General features: G+C 68.8%; 17 protein-coding genes. 3 read left to right on the top strand and 14 right to left on the bottom strand.

The features are described 5' to 3' along the window. Positions 1–27: 27 nt before the first annotated feature. Entirely contained in the window at positions 28–2,268 is a 2,241-nt protein-coding gene (locus tag ACIPRI_RS00990) for an FUSC family membrane protein (protein WP_446587581.1), read from the bottom strand. Next, positions 2,268–3,338 (bottom strand): inositol monophosphatase family protein, encoded by a 1,071-nt coding sequence (locus tag ACIPRI_RS00985; protein WP_446587579.1) that lies wholly within the window; start codon positions 3,336–3,338, stop codon positions 2,268–2,270. Before ACIPRI_RS00985 ends, ACIPRI_RS00990 begins: the two co-directional genes overlap by 1 nt. A gap of 119 nt (positions 3,339–3,457) precedes the next feature. On the opposite strand from ACIPRI_RS00985, the gene ACIPRI_RS00980 reads away from it, so the two are divergent. Both ACIPRI_RS00980 and cysE read left to right on the top strand, forming a co-directional pair. Next, positions 3,458–4,231: an RNA methyltransferase gene (locus ACIPRI_RS00980; protein WP_446587577.1), complete on the top strand. Its 774-nt coding sequence runs from the start codon at positions 3,458–3,460 to the stop codon at positions 4,229–4,231. 34 nt (positions 4,232–4,265) lie between these two features. Beyond that, positions 4,266–5,039, top strand: coding sequence for a serine O-acetyltransferase (gene cysE, locus ACIPRI_RS00975; protein ID WP_446587575.1), 774 nt, complete (start codon positions 4,266–4,268; stop codon positions 5,037–5,039). A gap of 4 nt (positions 5,040–5,043) precedes the next feature. Here the strand turns inward: cysE and mog are convergent, their stop codons facing one another. Together mog and yjgA are read right to left on the bottom strand one after the other, a co-directional pair. Continuing rightward, positions 5,044–5,631, bottom strand: coding sequence for a molybdopterin adenylyltransferase (gene mog, locus ACIPRI_RS00970; protein ID WP_446587573.1), 588 nt, complete (start codon positions 5,629–5,631; stop codon positions 5,044–5,046). A 16-nt stretch (positions 5,632–5,647) separates the two neighbouring features. Further along, on the bottom strand, positions 5,648–6,301 hold the full coding sequence (gene yjgA, locus ACIPRI_RS00965; RefSeq protein ID WP_446587571.1) for a ribosome biogenesis factor YjgA: 654 nt from the start codon (positions 6,299–6,301) through the stop codon (positions 5,648–5,650). A gap of 85 nt (positions 6,302–6,386) precedes the next feature. Here yjgA and pmbA point away from each other — a divergent pair, with 85 nt between their 5' ends. Further along, positions 6,387–7,760, top strand: coding sequence for a metalloprotease PmbA (pmbA, locus tag ACIPRI_RS00960; RefSeq protein WP_446587569.1), 1,374 nt, complete (start codon positions 6,387–6,389; stop codon positions 7,758–7,760). Here the strand turns inward: pmbA and ACIPRI_RS00955 are convergent. From ACIPRI_RS00955 to ACIPRI_RS00910, 10 genes are all read right to left on the bottom strand, one after another. Beyond that, positions 7,757–8,224: an NUDIX domain-containing protein gene (locus ACIPRI_RS00955; protein ID WP_446587567.1), complete on the bottom strand. Its 468-nt coding sequence runs from the start codon at positions 8,222–8,224 to the stop codon at positions 7,757–7,759. The two genes, pmbA and ACIPRI_RS00955, sit on opposite strands and share 4 nt — an antisense overlap. Before the next feature lie 8 nt (positions 8,225–8,232). Beyond that, positions 8,233–8,685 (bottom strand): GatB/YqeY domain-containing protein, encoded by a 453-nt coding sequence (locus tag ACIPRI_RS00950; protein ID WP_446587566.1) that lies wholly within the window; start codon positions 8,683–8,685, stop codon positions 8,233–8,235. 113 nt (positions 8,686–8,798) lie between these two features. Continuing rightward, a complete protein-coding gene (gene rpsU, locus ACIPRI_RS00945; RefSeq protein WP_007833691.1) occupies positions 8,799–9,011 on the bottom strand; it encodes a 30S ribosomal protein S21 in 213 nt (70 codons plus the stop codon). 108 nt (positions 9,012–9,119) lie between these two features. Continuing rightward, complete coding sequence (locus ACIPRI_RS00940) at positions 9,120–10,352, bottom strand: NAD(P)/FAD-dependent oxidoreductase (protein ID WP_446587557.1); 1,233 nt, start codon at positions 10,350–10,352, stop codon at positions 9,120–9,122. 18 nt (positions 10,353–10,370) lie between these two features. Further along, on the bottom strand, positions 10,371–11,171 hold the full coding sequence (gene cobA, locus ACIPRI_RS00935) for a uroporphyrinogen-III C-methyltransferase (protein ID WP_446587555.1): 801 nt from the start codon (positions 11,169–11,171) through the stop codon (positions 10,371–10,373). After that, positions 11,168–12,127 (bottom strand): DNA-binding protein YbiB, encoded by a 960-nt coding sequence (gene ybiB, locus ACIPRI_RS00930; RefSeq protein WP_446587553.1) that lies wholly within the window; start codon positions 12,125–12,127, stop codon positions 11,168–11,170. Before ybiB ends, cobA begins: the two co-directional genes overlap by 4 nt. A gap of 47 nt (positions 12,128–12,174) precedes the next feature. Continuing rightward, the gene (locus tag ACIPRI_RS00925; RefSeq protein ID WP_446587550.1) at positions 12,175–15,015 is read right to left on the bottom strand and encodes a nitrate reductase; all 2,841 of its coding nucleotides are present in this window, start codon (positions 15,013–15,015) and stop codon (positions 12,175–12,177) included. After that, positions 15,008–15,124: a hypothetical protein gene (locus tag ACIPRI_RS00920; RefSeq protein WP_446587548.1), complete on the bottom strand. Its 117-nt coding sequence runs from the start codon at positions 15,122–15,124 to the stop codon at positions 15,008–15,010. The genes ACIPRI_RS00925 and ACIPRI_RS00920 overlap by 8 nt, the downstream gene beginning before the upstream one ends. Positions 15,125–15,130: 6 nt before the next feature. Further along, complete coding sequence (gene nirD, locus ACIPRI_RS00915; protein WP_446587546.1) at positions 15,131–15,514, bottom strand: nitrite reductase small subunit NirD; 384 nt, start codon at positions 15,512–15,514, stop codon at positions 15,131–15,133. Positions 15,515–15,525: 11 nt separating this feature from the next. Continuing rightward, positions 15,526–16,314, bottom strand: coding sequence for a type IV pili methyl-accepting chemotaxis transducer N-terminal domain-containing protein (locus ACIPRI_RS00910; RefSeq protein WP_446587544.1), 789 nt, complete (start codon positions 16,312–16,314; stop codon positions 15,526–15,528). Between the last annotated feature and the right edge of the window lie 21 nt (positions 16,315–16,335).

Here is a 16,335-nt window from a genome sequence, read left to right as displayed (position 1 = left end):
CGGCTGCGGCAGCGATCGCTTCCATGGTCAGGTGGATGGATTCTCGCGGCCCGACGACTGCAGCACGCGCGCCGCATCGTCGCGCAATTGCAGCGCAATGCGCGTGGCGAAATCCAGTCGGCGCAGCAGCCAGGGACTGACGTCGTTGTCGAAAGGGTCCGGCAGCGTGATCGGTCCGCCCGCGCTGGGCATGGCCGGCACGCCCTCGGGCAGGGCGGCCAGCGAGGCGTCGTCCGGCTTGGTGGACAGCGCGGTCTCGATGCGCTCGGCGGTGCGCGCCAGCGGCCCTTCGATATCGGCCGGCGTGAGGCGGTCGCGGCGCAGCACCAGCATCGACTTCACCGCACTGAGCTGGGCCAGCAATTGGTAGCTGTGCGCCTGCAGGTATTCCAGTGGTTCCAGGGGCGGCTGCACCGCGCGCGGCTCGGAGAGCGAGCGCTGGGTGGCCTGCACCAGCGCCGACAGGCTGTCGTAGGCCTCGCGCCGCGCCAGCCGCCAGGCCAGCTCGGGCGCGTCGTCGGCGGCGCGCAGCTGGCCCAGGCCCAGCGCCAGCCTGGCATGCTTGGCTTGCGCGCGCAGGGTGCGCGCCACCAGGTTGGGCAGCTGGTGCCGTTCCCAGGAAGGCAGCACGTAGCAGAAGGCCCAGGCCAGGCCGGCGCCGATCAGGGTGTCGGCGATGCGCTCGAACAGGGCGAAGGTGGGGGCCATGCCGGTGTTCAGGATGTGCGCCTGCACCAGCCCCAGCACGGTGGCCGCAACCGCGGTGACGAGGTAGCGCCGGATCGCAAAGCCATGGGCGATGGCCTGCGCGATGGTCAGGCTCGCCAGCAGCATCAGGGGCGTGGGGTGCGCCGACAGCAGCGCGGTGGCCAGCACGCAGCCCAGCAGAGTGCCGGCCACGCGGTGATTGCGCCGCTCCAGCGTCTGCGAGAGGCTGCCGCGCAGCACCACCACGATGGTCAAGAGGATCCAGTAGTCGTGCGAGCCCCAGGGCAGCAGCAGCGCGATGGCATAGCCCGCCGCGATGGCCAGCGTCGCGCGGATGGCGTGGCGCAGCGGCGGTGCATCCCAGCGCCAGACACCGAGGAAGGGCGCCAGCGACCAGTCCGTGGGGCTCACGAACATCTTCCAGCCGGCGCGCACCACCGCCAAGTCGGGCGCGCTGTCGCCGCGCGCCAGCGAGATGAGGCGCAGCACGTCGTCGTTGAGGTGGCCGATGCGGTTGGCCATGCCGCGCGCCAGCAGCGCCGGCGTGGGGCCCATGCGGCCGTCGGCGGCCGGGCCTTCGTCGTGCGGCAGGCGGATCTCGGCAAGCAGCGGGCGGCGGTCCAGCGGCGGCTCGGGCTGGTGGCCCAGCAGCAGGTCGTCGGCCAGGGCGGCGGTTTCGCCGGCCAGCTCCTGCAGGATGAGGCGCATCTCGCGCAGCACCTGGGAACCGCCGGGATGCGACTTGAGCGCTTCCAGGTCCAGCTCGGTGGCCACCAGGTGGTCGCGCATCTCCAGCGCGATCATCAGCATGCCAGCCAGTTGCTGCCGGCGCGGCGTGCGCGGCGACTCCAGCACGATGTCGCGCGCGGCCTGAAGCTGGTCGGCCAGCGCCGCCTGGTCGCGCAGCAACTGGCCCAAGAGGGGCGCGCCCACCTCACGCACGTCGTCGGTCTCGCTGGGGGCGCAGAACTGCTGCGCCTGCGTGCGCATCAGCGCGGCCAGCGAGAACAGCACGTCGGCGGTGAACTGCACCCGGTAGCGCGCATTGAGCGCCGAGTTGGCCAGCTGCGACCAGATCAGGTACAGCCCGGCGCCCAGGCCGAAGTGCAGCGTGGTCTGCCAGGCTTCGTGCCAGCCCAAGGACGCCGGCGTGGCCATCGAGAAGACCATGGAGAACATCACCGCGATGGCGATCGGGATGCCGCGCTTGCCCCAGGCCATGGCCAGGAAGGCCAGGAAGGTGGCAGGCACCAGCAACAGGCCCAGCTGCAGCGGCTTGGCATGCAGCATCTGCACCGCGAAGAAGAGCGGCAGGCTCAGCAGGGGCGCGGGCAGCATCTGATAGAACTTGCCGCGGCGCGGTGCCGCAAGGTCGGGCGGCGCCGTGACCAGCACGCCGACCGATGCGGCCGCCCCGGCCACGGCGCCCAGCCAGAGGTGCACGCCGGCCGAGATCAGCGCCAGGCCGAGCGCGACCGAGATGCCATTGAGAACGTAGTAGGAGAGCGCGATGCGCACGCCCGCGCGTACCCGCCTGGCCGCGGCGCGCTGCGCCTGCATCACTTGACGGTGGTCGGGTCCGTCGGCGCGGTGCCTGCTGTCGACAGGCGTGCGCGGGTCAGCTTGCGCGGCGCGGGCGCGGCGGCGGGTGCGGGCGTGGTTTCGGTGCCGGCCGCGGCCTCGGCGCCTTCGGGCTGCTGCAGGGCCACGGTGCTGCGGGCGTAGATGTCGCTGTCGGCGCCCTGTTCATCGCCGCCCTGGCGTGCAGCGCTGGCGCTCACCGAACGCATGCGGTCCGAGGCGCGCAGCTTGTCGTCCACGCTGGCGAACTTGGAGTACTTGGAAAGGAGCGGCACCAGTTGGCCATAGACGCGCGGGGCGCCGGCCAGGCATTCGCGCTGCTCCAGAAAGTCGGGCTCGCCAGTGAAGTTGCCGATCAGGCCGCCGGCCTCGGTCACCAGCAGCGATCCGGCCGCCACGTCCCAGATGTTGAGGCCGGTCTCGAAGAAGGCATCGGAGAAGCCGGCCGCCACGTAGGCCAGGTCGAGCGCGGCCGCACCCGGGCGGCGCAGGCCGGCAGCGCGCGGCATCAGGTCGGCCATGATGGCCAGGTACTGCTTGAAGTTGTCGCCGGTGCGAAACGGAAAGCCGGTGGAGATCAGGCATTCGTTCAGCTTCACCCGCTTGCTCACGCGGATGCGGCGCTCGTTCATGTAGGCGCCGCGGCCCTTGGTGGCGGTGAACAGGTCGTTGCGGGTGGGGTCGTAGATCACGGCCTGTTCGATCTTGCCCTTGACGGAAAGGGCGATCGAGACGCAGTAGACCGGGAAGCCGTGGATGAAGTTGGTGGTGCCGTCCAGCGGATCGATGATCCACACGAAATCCGAATCCTGCGCGCCATGCTGGCGGCCCGACTCTTCGGCCAGGATGCCATGGCCAGGGTAGGCGGTGAGCAGCGTCTCGATGATCGCGGCCTCGCTGGCGTGGTCGACTTCGGTGACGAAGTCATTGACCTGCTTTTGCGAGATGCGCACGGCTTCGACGTCGAGTGCGGCGCGATTGATGATGGCGCCAGCGGCGCGGGCGGCCTTGATGGCCACGTTGAGCATGGGATGCAGGTTGGACGACATAGATTGTGAGAAGAGCGGCGCGGGGAAGGCGGGGAGCGGCCCGGCGATGCGGGCGGCGACAATCTTGCGATTTTACCCGGCCCCCCTGTTTACAGGCCGTTTCAGTTCTGTCGTCCCTCATGCGCACCCGTTTTATCCTCATCCAGACCAGCCACGCCGGCAATGTCGGCGCCGCCGCCCGTGCCATGCGCACCATGGGTTTCGACGACCTGGTGCTGGTGGCGCCGCGCTGGGCCAACGTGCTCAAGCGCGAAGAAACCATCCAGCGTGCCAGCGGGGCACTGGACGTGCTGGCCAAGGCGCGCATCGTCGAGACGCTGGACGAGGCGCTCGATCGCGTCACCCACCTGTGCGCCACCGCCATGGTGCCGCGCGACTTCGGCCCGCCCACGCGCACGCCGCGCGAGCACCTGTCGCAACTGGTGCAGCAGGGCGGCGGCGAGCAGCACGTGGCCTTCCTTTTCGGTTCCGAGCGCTTCGGCATGCGCAACGAGGATGTCTACCGCTGCCACGTGGCCCTGAGCATTCCGACCGACCCCAGCTTCGGTTCGCTCAACCTGGGTGCGGCCATCCAGGTCATCGCCTACGAATGGCGCTTGGCCCTGGGCGGCTACGAGGTGCGCGATGCGACGGCGCCGGTGCAGGCGGCCGATGCCAAGGCACAGGCCGGCATGCTGGCGCACTGGGAACGTGCGCTGGTGGAGATCGGCTTTCTCGACCCGAAGGCGCCCAAGAAGCTGATGCCGCGCCTGACGCAGCTCTTTAATCGGGCGCAGCCGACGCCCGAAGAGATCCACATCCTGCGCGGCATCGCCAAGGCGATGGTCGATCCGCACCGGCCTGCCACGGACGGGGAGCCCCCATCGCCTGCAAGCGATCGCGGCCAGCGATAGACTCGCCGGCCCTATCGATATCGCCAAAACATCCATGTTCAAGCGCCTGCGCTCCGATATCCGCTGCATCCTCGAGCGCGACCCGGCGGCCCGTTCGGCCTTCGAAGTCCTGACGCTCTACCCCGGCCTGCATGCCGTGGTGCTGCACCGTCCGGCGCACTGGTGCTGGAACCATGGCCTGCGCTGGCTGGCCGGCTTCATTGCCCACCTGGCGCGCTGGCTTACCGGCATCGAGATCCATCCCGCGGCAAGAATCGGCGAGCGCGTGTTCTTCGACCACGCCATGGGCGTGGTGGTGGGCGAAACCGCCGAAATCGGCGACGGCTGCACCATCTACCAGGGCGTGACCCTGGGCGGCACCTCGCTCTACAAGGGCGCCAAGCGCCATCCCACCCTGGGACGCAACGTGGTGGTGGGGGCGGGCGCCAAGATCCTGGGCGGCTTCACCGTGGGCGACGGCGCCCGCATCGGCTCCAACGCGGTGGTGACCAAGCCGGTGCCGGCGGGCGCCACGGCAGTGGGCATTCCGGCGCGAATCATCCCGGCGGGCGAGACCCCTTCCGCGCCGCAAGCGCCGGGCAAAGAGGGCTTCACGGCCTACGGCGTGACGCAGGGCGACGACCCGCTGTCGCTGGCCATGCGCGGGCTGATCGACAGCGCCTCTTCGCAAGAGCACCAGATCGCCTTGCTGTGGCAGGCGATCGAGAAGCTTGCGCAGCCGCTGCCCGAGCGCGACTGCGTGCCCGGCGACGCGGCGCGCGAGGAGTGCTTCGAGAAGGAAAAGCTCGCGCAGCTGGTGGGGAAGTAGCCTGCTAGTCGAACGTGCGGATGGCCGCCTTCGGCCGCCACACCTTGCATACCGCCGGATCGCTTTCCAGATAGGGCCCGCCGATCAGGTCGATGCAGTAGGGCACGGCGGCGAAGATGCCGGGAACGAGCTGCTGGCCGGCGTCGTCCTTGAGGCCTTCCAGCGTCTCGGCAATGGCCTTGGGCTGGCCGGGCAGGTTGACGATCAGGCTCTGGCCGCGGATCACCGCCACCTGGCGCGACAGGATGGCGGTGGGCACGAAGCGCAGGCTGATCTGGCGCATCTGCTCGCCAAAGCCCGGCATCTCCTTGTCGGCCACCGCCAGGGTGGCTTCGGGCGTGACGTCGCGCACGGCGGGGCCGGTGCCGCCGGTGGTGAGCACCAGCGAGCAGCCGGCATCCGCCAGCTCGATCAGCGTCTGGCTGATCTGGGCCTGCTCGTCGGGAATCAGGCGCGGCTCGAAGGCGAGCGGATTCTTCAGTGCACGAGAGAGCCAGTCGCGCAGGGCCGGCAGGCCCTTGTCCTCGTAGACGCCGCTGGAGGCGCGGTCGCTGATCGAAACGATGCCGATGCGTACGGGGTCGTAGGTCATGGGAGGGCTTGGCGTCTCAGGCGTCTTCTTCGCGGGATTGTTCGGCGGCGGCCGCGGCATGGTCGCTGCCGTCGTGGGCGGACAGCTCGGCTCGCACGATCTGAAAGATCTCGCGGTAGGCCCGGCCCTGGCGCGGCGCCTCGCCGGGCGGCCCGCCCTTGAGGTCCTTGCGGGCCTGGCGCACCAGGGCGCGCAGCTGCTGCGCGTCGGAGGCCGGGTGCGTCTCGATCCAGCCGCCCAGCGCGTCGTCGTCCACGATCAGGCGGTCGCGCCACAGCTCGGCCTCGTGCAGGGCGGCGGTGGCTTCGGCGCTGGGGCGATCCTGCTCGTCCAGGGCAATGCGGATGGCTTCCAGCGTGTCGGGCTCCTGCAGGCGCATCTGCTTGCCGATGAACTGCATCTGCCGGCGCTTGCCTTCGAAGTTGGTGATGCGCTTGGCTTCGACGATGGCATCGCGCAGCTTGTCGCTGATCGGCAATTCGTCGAAGGCGGCGGCGCGCAGCTTCAGCAAGGCCTCGCCGAGCGCTTGCAGCTCGGAGCTCTCGCGTTTCAGGTCGGTCTTGCTGGTCTCGGTGCCCTTGAGCTCGCGCTTGAGCTCCTGGTCGAGTTCGCTGCCTTCGGCCACGAACTGGCCGCGGACGAAATAGCCTTTTTTGGGTTTGCGGGGCATGGGTTCTGACGATGTTGGTTCGCCTTCCGGGGCGCTGCAAGCGAGGCCGCGCGGCCCGGTGGGCACAAGTATCATTGTCCTCCACATGTCCTCTACCTCTACCTCGCGCGCCGAGGGTGGCTTTGCCTACAGCCGCTCCCACTTCGAAAACCTGGTCGACACCGCCTTGGCCCACGCCAGGAAGCTGGGCGCCACCGATGCCGGCGCGGAGGCTTCCGAAGGCTGCGGCCTCTCCGTCTCGGTGCGCAAGGGCGAGCTGGAGAACGTCGAGCGCAACCGCGACAAGTCGCTGGGCGTGACGGTCTACGTCGGCCAGCGCCGCGGCAACGCCAGCACTTCCGACTTCTCCGAGGCCGCCATCGCCCAGACGGTGCAGGCGGCCTACGACATCGCGCGCTTTACGGCCGAAGACCCGGTGGCCGGCCTGCCGGACGAGGACGACATCGTGCGCGAACAGCCCGAGCTCGACCTGTTCCATCCCTGGGACATCACGAGCGAGCAGGCAGCCATTCTGGCCCTGGAATGCGAGGCGGCGGCGCTGTCGACCGACCGGCGCATCACCAACAGCGAAGGCGCCGGCGTCTCGGCCCAGCAGAGCCATTTCTTTTCCGCCCACACGCATGGCTTTCGGGGCGGCTACGCCAGCTCGCGCCATTCGATCTCGGTGGCGCCCATTGCAGGCAAGGGCGACCAGATGCAGCGCGATGCCTGGTACAGCTCCATGCGCTCGGCCGACGAACTGGCCAGCCCGCAGGCGGTGGGCCGCTATGCGGCAGAGCGGGCACTGAGCCGCCTGAAGTCGCGCAAGATCAAGACCACCGAATGCCCGGTGCTGTTCGAGTCGCCGCTGGCGGCCGGCCTGCTGGGCTCGCTGGTGCAGGCCACCAGCGGCGGTGCGCTGTACCGCAAGAGCAGCTTCCTGCTCGACTCGCTGGGCAAGAAGGTGCTGGCCGACCACATCAGCGTCGACGAAGACCCGCATGTGCGGCGCGGCAAGGGCAGCGCGCCCTTCGACGACGAAGGCGTGGCCACCAAGGCGCGCAAGGTCGTCGACGGCGGCCGGCTGGAAGGCTACTTTCTGTCGACCTACTCGGCGCGCAAGCTGGGCATGAAGACCACCGGCAATGCTGGGGGCTCGCACAACCTGGTGCTGCGTTCCTCGCTCACCCAGGCCGGCGACGACCTCGATGCCATGCTGCAGAAGCTGGGCACGGGCCTGTTCGTGATCGAGCTGATGGGCCAGGGCGTCAACTACGTCACCGGCGACTATTCGCGCGGCTGCAGCGGCTTCTGGGTGGAGAAGGGCCGCATCGCTTTCCCGGTGGAAGAGATCACCATCGCCGGCAACGTGAAGGACATGCTGCTGGGCATCCAGGCCGTGGGCGCGGATGCCTACAACTACGGCGCCAAGACCACCGGCTCCATCCTGGTCAACCGGATGAAGGTTGCCGGAAGCTAGGCCTTCAGCACCTGCCAGGCCTCGCGCACCCGCGCGATGGTCTGCAGGTAGGGCGTGATGAAGCCCTCTGGCACCTGATCGGGCGCCAGCCAGGAAAACTCGAAGATCAACCCGTCTTCCTCCGGACTGCCCATGGCCACATGCTCGAAGCGCTCCGGCAGGGGTGCTTCGGCGCGCATCAGGTACAGGTGCCACAGCTGCGGGTGGCGGTGCTTGTTGCCCTCGACGCCGGCCGGGCAGTCGCGATCCAGGGTGCCCAGCGGGTGCAGGGGTCCGGTGTAGTGAATGCCGGATTCTTCCAACAGTTCGCGCCGCACCGCATCTTCGGGTGCCTCGCCGGGCTCCACCGTGCCCTTGGGCAGTTGCATGTTGCGGTCTCCCGGGTGATGGAAGACCAGTAGGCGCCCGGTGGCGTCCACCAGGCAGGCGCAGGCCTTGTGGATGACGGGGCGGTGCGTCTGCATGTAGGCGCTCAGCCGCCCGAAGACAGGGCGGCCTTCACGGCGGCGCTGACCTGGCCCATGTCGGCCTTGCCGGCCAGCTTGGCCTTCACGGCGCCCATCACCTTGCCCATGTCGCCGGGGCCCTTGGCGCCCAGCTCGTCCACGATGGCCTTCACCTCGGCGACGATCTCTTCAACGCCCATGCGCTGGGGCAGGTAGGCCTCCAGCACCTTGATCTCGGCGGCTTCCTTGTCGGCCAGGTCCTGGCGCCCGCCCTGGGTGAAGGCGGCGACCGAGTCCTTGCGCTGCTTCACCATCTTGTCGAGCACGGCGACGATGGCTGCGTCGTCCAGCTCGATGCGCTCATCCACTTCCTTTTGCTTGAGCGCGGCCATCAAGAGGCGGATGGTGGCCAGGCGTTCCGAGTCCTTGGCGCGCATCGCGGTCTTCATGTCTTCGGTGATCTGGTCCTTGAGGCTCATGGCGTGGTTCCTTGAATTGGGGCAAGCAAGAATGACAAGAGCCGCGGCAGGATACCCTGGCGCGGCTCGAAGGTGCGTCGGTACGTAGGACCGGCGCAGCGGGTGCCAGCTTCTTAGTAAAGCTTCTTGGGCAGCTGCATGCTGCGCACGCGCTTGTAGTGGCGCTTGACGGCCGCGGCCTTCTTGCGCTTGCGCTCGGCGGTCGGCTTTTCGTAGAACTCGCGGGCACGCAGGTCGGTCAGCAGGCCCAGCTTCTCGATGGTGCGCTTGAAGCGGCGCAGGGCGACGTCGAAAGGCTCGTTTTCTTTAACGCGGATGGTGGTCATTTATCTCGTTGATGGTGGATTTGGCTCGAAGAAGATCAGGCTCCAAGCCGGGGGTCCTCAACTAAAACTGGTGCGGCCGTTGAGGTAAGGCCAAAAGTTAGCCCGCAATTATAGCGCGGATTGCGCGCCGGCCAACGCTTGGGCGCAGGCGGCGGCGCTGGCCCAGGCCCACTGGAAGTTGTAGCCCCCCAGCCAGCCGGTCACGTCGACCACTTCCCCAATGAAATAGAGCCCGGGCTGCTTCGATTCCATGGTCTGGGACGACAGCTCGCGCGTGTCCACCCCACCGGCCGTCACTTCGGCCTTCTTGTAGCCCTCGGTGCCGCTGGGCGTGATCTGCCAGCGGCTGATGCGCTCGGCCAGCTGCGCCAGCGCCTTGTCGGCGGCTTCGTTGATGGGGCGGGCGAGGGTGGCGTCCTGGCCGGCCCAGGCATCGGCCAGGCGGGCCGGTACCCATTGGGCCAGCTCATTGGCAATGCGCTTCTTCGAGCGCGCCTTGGCCGCGTGCAGGGCATCGCCCACCTCGATGCCGGGCGCGAAGTCCAGGGTGAGCGGTGCGCCGGGCTTCCAGTAGCTGGAGATCTGCAGCACCGCCGGGCCCGACAGGCCGCGGTGGGTGAAGAGCAGGTCTTCCAGGAAGCTCATGCGATCCTTCTTGGCGCCGGTCTCGATCTGCACGGGCAGCGCCAGGCCGGCCAGGTCGGCGTAGGGCGCCCAGCTGTCGCCGCCAAAGGTGAGCGGCACCAGGGCCGGGCGCGGCGCCACCACGCGCAGGCCGAATTGCGCAGCGGTGCGGTAGCCGAAATCGCTGGCGCCGATCTGCGGGATCGACAGGCCGCCGGTGGCCACCACCAGCTTCGGTGCGCGCACTTCGCCGCGCGAGGTCTGCAGGACATAGCCTTCACCGTCGCCAAAGCGCAGCTCGCCCGCCTTGCAGGGCTGCCAGTGCGCAACCGAGCCGGCCGCGCATTCGGCCAGCAGCATGTCGATGATCTGCTGCGAGGGCCCATCGCAAAAGAGCTGGCCCTTGTGCTTCTCGTGATAGGCGATGCCGTGCTTTTCCACCAGCTCGATGAAGTGCTGGGGCGTGTAGCGCGACAGCGCCGAGCGGCAGAAGTGCGGGTTGTCGCCGATGAAGTGGCGCTGCGGCGCGCGCACGTCCAGATCGCGGTTGGTGAAGTTGGCCCGCCCGCCGCCGGAGATGCGGATCTTTTCGGCAATGCGCTCGTTGTGGTCGAGCAGGAGCACCTTCAGGCCCTGCTGCCCGGCCTGGGCTGCGCAGAACAGGCCGGCGGCGCCGGCGCCGATGACGATGGCGTCGAAGGTGTTGGGTTCTGTCATGGAGGACAGAACCTTAACTCAGCCGAGCGCGCGCACTTCCTGCTGCCGCTCGGTTTGCACCGCCGCCATGCCGCGCAGCACGTCGCCGACCACGATGATCGCCGGGCTGCCCATGCCGCTTTCCGACAGCGCCTCGTGCATGCGCTCCAGGTTGCTGAGAACGTGGCGCTGGGTCGGCAAGCTGGCGTCCTGCACCACCGCCACCGGCGTATCGCCCGGCAGGCCGGCCAGGAGGCCGTGCTGGATATGGGCCGCGCCCGAGACGCCCATGTAGATCACCAGGGTGAGGCGCGCGTCGCGCGCCGCCGCCGCCAGCTTGCGCCAATCGGTGGGTTGCTCCGTGCTGCTCTGCCCGGTCTTGGCATGGCCGGTGACGAAGACCACGCCCTGGGCGCGGTCGCGGTGCGTCAGCGGCACATGCAGCGCCGTCACTGCCGCCAGGCCGGAGGTGATGCCGTTGACGACCTGGGCCTCGATGCCCGCTTCGCGCAGGTGCTCCACCTCTTCGCCGCCGCGGCCGAAGATGAAGGGGTCGCCGCCCTTCAGGCGCACCACGTGCTCGCCCTCGCGCACCGCGGTGATCATCAGCTTCTCGATGAAGGCCTGCGGCGTGCTCTTGCAGCCGCCGCGCTTGCCGACGTGGACGATGCGGGCATCGGGCCGCGCATGGGACAGGATCTCGTCGTTCACCAAATCATCGACCAGCAGCACGGTGGCCGCCCCGATCGCCTTCACGGCCTTGAGCGTGAGCAGGTCCGGGTCGCCGGGGCCGGCGCCGACCAGGGTGCAGCTGCCTTGCAGGGAGGTGAGGTGTTTCATGCGGCTTGGGCGGCGGATGCCTTGGCTGAATGGGAATGAAGGGGCGCTGTCGCCAGCAAGGCGGCGAGATGCAGCACCTGCTCGACCTGGCGCGCAATGGCGGCCGGAACGGGCAGTGCGCCGTCGAGCACGCGGCGGGTGTAGTCGACCGTGGTGTCCAGGTCGTTGCCTTCTGGCAGGCCGGGCACTTGCGACAGGGTGCCGGATTCCTGCGCCTGCAGCGCGATGCGTTCGCCGCGCACGAAGCCGTCGACCTGCGCCGTGCGGCGCGGGTCCGCCACGCTTTCGCCTTCCAGGCCGCGCGACAGCAGGGCATTCATTGCCAGCAACTGGAAGGTCTCGGCCATCGATTCGGCGTAGGCCGGATGCGTGTAGCTGCTGATCACCAGGTTCTCGCCCAGGCCCGGCTGCATCAGCTTGACCACGCTGTGCCCGGGATTGCGCAGGCCCACCACCTTGCGCACGTCGAGCAGACGCTTGAGGCCGGGGCACATGAGTTGCGTGCTCGCATGCGCGAGTTCGCCGTCGGCCAGCGCGCGCACTTCGGACAGGGGGCCGATGCCCATGGCCTCCAGCACGGCCGGCGCGGTGACGCGCCTTGCCTCGGTCTGGCTACCATGCAGCAGCACCGGCAATCCTTCGCGTGCCAGCAGCAGCCCCAGCAGCGGCGTGAGCACCGGCAGCTTGCGCGCGCCGTTGTAGCTGGGGAGCACCACCAGCGGCCGATCGGAAGCCGGAAAACGCGCCAGGCGGGCGTGGGTGGCGTCCAGAAAGCCGGCCATTTCCTCGGCCGTCTCGCCCTTGATGCGCATGGCAATGCAGAAGGCCCCCATTTCGAGATCGGTCACCTGGCCGTCCAGCACCTGGCCGAACAGGTCGCAGGCGTGCTCGCGCGACAGCGGCTTGGCGCCGCGCGCGCCGCGCCCGATTTCCTTGATGTAGTGGCTGATTCCCATGGGTGCTCGAATTGTCCCGCAAGGCTTATGCCGAAATGCGATGTTCCTTATGCCAATGCCGCTGCCGGGGTCGTGCCCGCGCGCACCATGCGCTTGAGTTCGGGCAGGCAGGAGCCGCAGTTGGTGCCGCACTTGAGCTGGCCCTGCAAGGCCGCCAGGCGCTCCTCGTCATTGCCGGCGCAGGACTGCAGGGCGCTGCCGATGGCCGGCTCGGTGACGCCGAAGCAGCTGCAGACGATCCGGCCCTTGCTGGCCACGCCCACCGGCGCAGTCGCGCCCGGACGCAGCAACAGCCGGCCAAAGGATTGTGCGGGCAGCTGGTCCTGCAGCAGCGCCTTGATCCAGGCCTGCGCGCTGGTGTCGCCGGCCAGCAGGAAGCCTTCCAGGTGCGCCTCGTTGCTGCCCGCGCCGCCGACGCGCACCAGTCGCGCGGTGCGGCGCTGGCCGTGCCGTGCATCGGCGTAGCGCAGGGTGTCGCTGCCTGCCAGGCCCAGCAGTTCCTCGATGCGCGCCAGCAGTGCGTCGGGGGCCGGGTCGTGCCCGGCGGCCCGGAACAGCACGCCGCTGCGCTCGGCCGCGCCACCCTTGTCGTTGAGTGCGCCGCCCGAGCCGAAGGGCACGCAGCTGGCAAATGGGAACTCTTTCATCAATGCGCGCAGCGCCTGCAAGCTCGCCAGGGAGCGGCCTTCCGGCAGCCAGGCCGCCGCCAGCAGCGACCAGGGCATCTCGGCCTTGAGGATCTTCACCGCCGCATGCTTGAGCTCGGGCTGCTTGGAGTCGGGGCAGAAGGCCGAGGTGGTCAGGGCGTTGATGCCGGCCAGCGGCTCGCCGGTGGACGAGCGGCCGCTGAGGTATTCGGGGCCCCAGTGCATGGCGACGAAGGTCTGGCTGAGGCCGACCTCCGGGCTGGCCTGCACCGGCAGCACGATGGCGCCGCGACGCGAGGTGAGGTAGACCAGGTCGCCGTCTTTCAACTGGCGCCGCGCCATGTCCTGGCCGTGCATCTGCACCGCCGGCTCGGGCACGTGGCCGAACAGGCGACCCAAGGTCCCGGTGCGGCTCATGCCGTGCCACTGGTCGCGCAGCCGGCCGGTGTTGAGCGAAAAGGGAAAGCGCGCCTCACGCTGTTCGAAGGTGGGCTTGTAGGGCGTGGCGACGAAGCGCGCCTTGCCGTCGGGGGTGGGGAATACGCCGTCTTCGTACAGGCGTGCGCGTCCGCCGGCCTGACCTTCTGGCATGGGCCACTGCTGCGGGCCTTGCGCCTCGAGCAGGGACCAGGAAAGACCAGTGATGTCCAGGTCGCGCCCGCGCGTCGATTCGCGGTGCTCGTTCCAGATGGCTTCGGCGCCAGCTTCGCTGTCGGCCTCGTAGGGGAACAGGCTGGACGCCGCACGCGCCGGCAAGCGCGCTTCGAGCCGACGGGCGAAGTCGACCACGGCCGACCAGTCATGGCGTGCCTCGCCCGGCGCGGCAACGGCGGTCCGGACGCGCGAGATGCGGCGCTCGCTGTTGGTCACGGTGCCGGTCTTCTCGCCCCAGGTGGTGGCCGGCAGCAGCAGATCGGCAAATTCGCAAGAGGCGGTGGTGGCAAAAGCTTCTTGCACCACGACGAACTCGCAGCGCGTGAGGGCGCGGCGCACGGTGGCCTGGTCGGGCATCGATTGCGCCGGGTTGGTGCAGGCGATCCACAGGGCGCGGATCTCGCCGTCCGCGGCCGCCTGGAACATCTCGACCGCGGTCTTCCCGGGCTTCTCGGGCACCGAGGGCACGCCCCAAAGCGCAGCCACTTCGGCGCGGTGCTGCGGGTTCGACAGGTCGCGGTGCGCGGACAAGAGATTGGCCAGGCCGCCGACTTCGCGTCCGCCCATGGCGTTGGGCTGGCCGGTCAGCGAAAAGGGGCCGGCGCCCGGCTTGCCGATCTGCGCGGTGGCCAGGTGCAGGTTGATGAGGGCGGCGTTCTTGGCGGTGCCGTTGGAAGATTGGTTGAGGCCCTGGCAATAAAGGCTCAGGGTGGCCGGCGAGGTGGCGAACAGGCGCGCGGCCTGCAGCAGATCGTCCTTGGAGATGCCGCAGATCTGCGCGACCTTGTCCGGCGTGCAGTCACGCACCGTGGCCTTGAGTTCGTCGAAGCCGCTGGTGTGCGCGGCGATGTAGTCGGGCCGGGTCCAGCCTTCCCACAGCATGAGGTGCAGCATGCCGTGGAACAGCATGACGTCGGTGCCGGGCTGGACGGCCAAGAACAGGTCCGCGATCTCCACCGTGTCGGTGCGGCGCGGGTCGGCCACGATGATCTTCATCGCGGGGTTGGCACGCTTGGCGTCCTCGATGCGGCGAAACAGGATGGGATGCGCCCAGGCGGCATTGCTGCCGACGATGAACAGGCACTGCGCATCGTGCAGGTCGTCGTAACAGGCGGGTGGCGCGTCGGCGCCCAGGGTCTTCTTGTAGCCGGCCACTGCGCTGCTCATGCACAGGCGCGAGTTGGTGTCGATGTTGTTGGTGCCAATGAGGCCCTTGGCCAGTTTGTTGAAGACGTAGTAGTCCTCGGTTAGCAGCTGGCCGGAGACATAAAAGCCGACTGCGTCGGGGCCGTGTTCGCGAATGACCTGGGCGAACTTCAGCGCCGCGATGTCGAGTGCGCCATCCCAGCTGACGGGCTGGGGGGCGGCGCCCCGTTGCAGGCGCTGCATGGGCTGCAGCAGGCGCGTCTGGCGCGTCACCTCGGCGCTCGCCGTGAGGTGAAGGGTGGAACCCTTGGTGCACAGGCGGCCGAAATTGGCGGGGTGATCCGGGTCGCCGCGCACGCCGGTGATCTGGGCGCCATCGGATTCGATGATGACGCCGCAGCCCACGCCGCAGTAGGGGCAGGTGGACCTGGTTTCAGCCATGGCTGCCAATGGACAGGCTGCGGCGTTCACATTCGGCGCGAAGCGCAGGGCCGTAGGCCACTGCGCAGCCGACGCCGCAGTAGGGGCAGGTCGACCTGGTTTCAGTCATTCGCTTTCAGGCCTCCGTGGCGACGTGTTGGGGCCCGGCGCGCGGTGCCTCGAGGTCCACCGCATGCGTTTCCAGCTCGCGCGCATTGAGCATCACCTCGCCGTCCTGCACCTTGCAGGCAAAGCGGGGTGTGCAGCCCTCGTCCGGTTGCTTCGCGCAGCCGTCGTCGAGGCCAATGGTCCAGTTGTGCAGCGGGCAGGCCACGCTGGTGCCGAACACGATGCCCTGGCTCAAGGGGCCGCCCTTGTGCGGGCAGCGGTCGAGCAGCGCAAATACCTGGTTCTCGGCATTGCGGAATACGGCCACGGCCACGCCCGCGGGACGCGCCACGCGGCGCGCGCCGAGTACGGGGATGTCGTCGACACGGCAGATGACTTTCCATTCGCTCATGGTGGGGCTCTTCAGGTTCTATCGGTTTTCAGGTTGGAATACTGGCCGGTGATGCGGTCCATGATCGCCAGCAGGTTTTCGCTCGTGACGAATACGTCGGACATCAGCCTGGGCGAGGCGCCCGCGCCATCCAGGCGCGCAATGCCGTGGTTGAAGAACACCCACTGTGCGTCGGCCAGCACCAGTTCTTCCTTGATTTGGGTCGTGGCCTCGGGCGCGTTGCGCAGGATCTCCAGCGCGGCGACGAACTCCGAGCGCGCCTTGGCAATTTCGGCCGCGCTGCCGGCCGGATCGATCCGCATGCCGTTGGCCAGGTAGAACTTGGCCATTCGCTGGGACAACATGCGTTGCCGGCCCGCGATGTTGACCAGCCTGCCGACCGCCTGGCCCGATGCCGCTTCGTACTGGGCGGTGCCCTGGTGCGCCAGGGCGAGCACGGCGGCGTCCAGCTTGACGACCTTGGCGCCCGCCTCCCTGCTGGGCGCGGCGTGCGTCAGTTCCTTCTTGAACTCGCCCCAGGTGCCGCCCAGCGCGTCGTAGGTTTCCCGGATGGCGGCGCTCGGCGCGAAGCTGCGCAGCTCCACCAGCTGGCGATCGAACAGGGCAATGGAACGGTCCAGCACTTGTTGGGCATTGCGCGTCTCCACGCTCTGCGCCAGTGCCAGGTAGGCTTTGCTCGCGCGCTGCGACAGCATGCGCTGGCGCCCCGCCTTGTTGATGGCGTCGTTGAGGTCGGCCACCTGGGCGTGCGCGCCCACGGCGAGCAGGGCGGTCTGGGCGATGAAGAAGCGTCTGTTCACGCCGTGCCTTCGGGTTGCGCG

Source organism: Variovorax sp. LARHSF232 (assembly GCF_052871435.1).
Note: the sequence above shows the minus strand (reverse complement) of the source record. Positions and strands in the feature narration are given on the sequence as shown.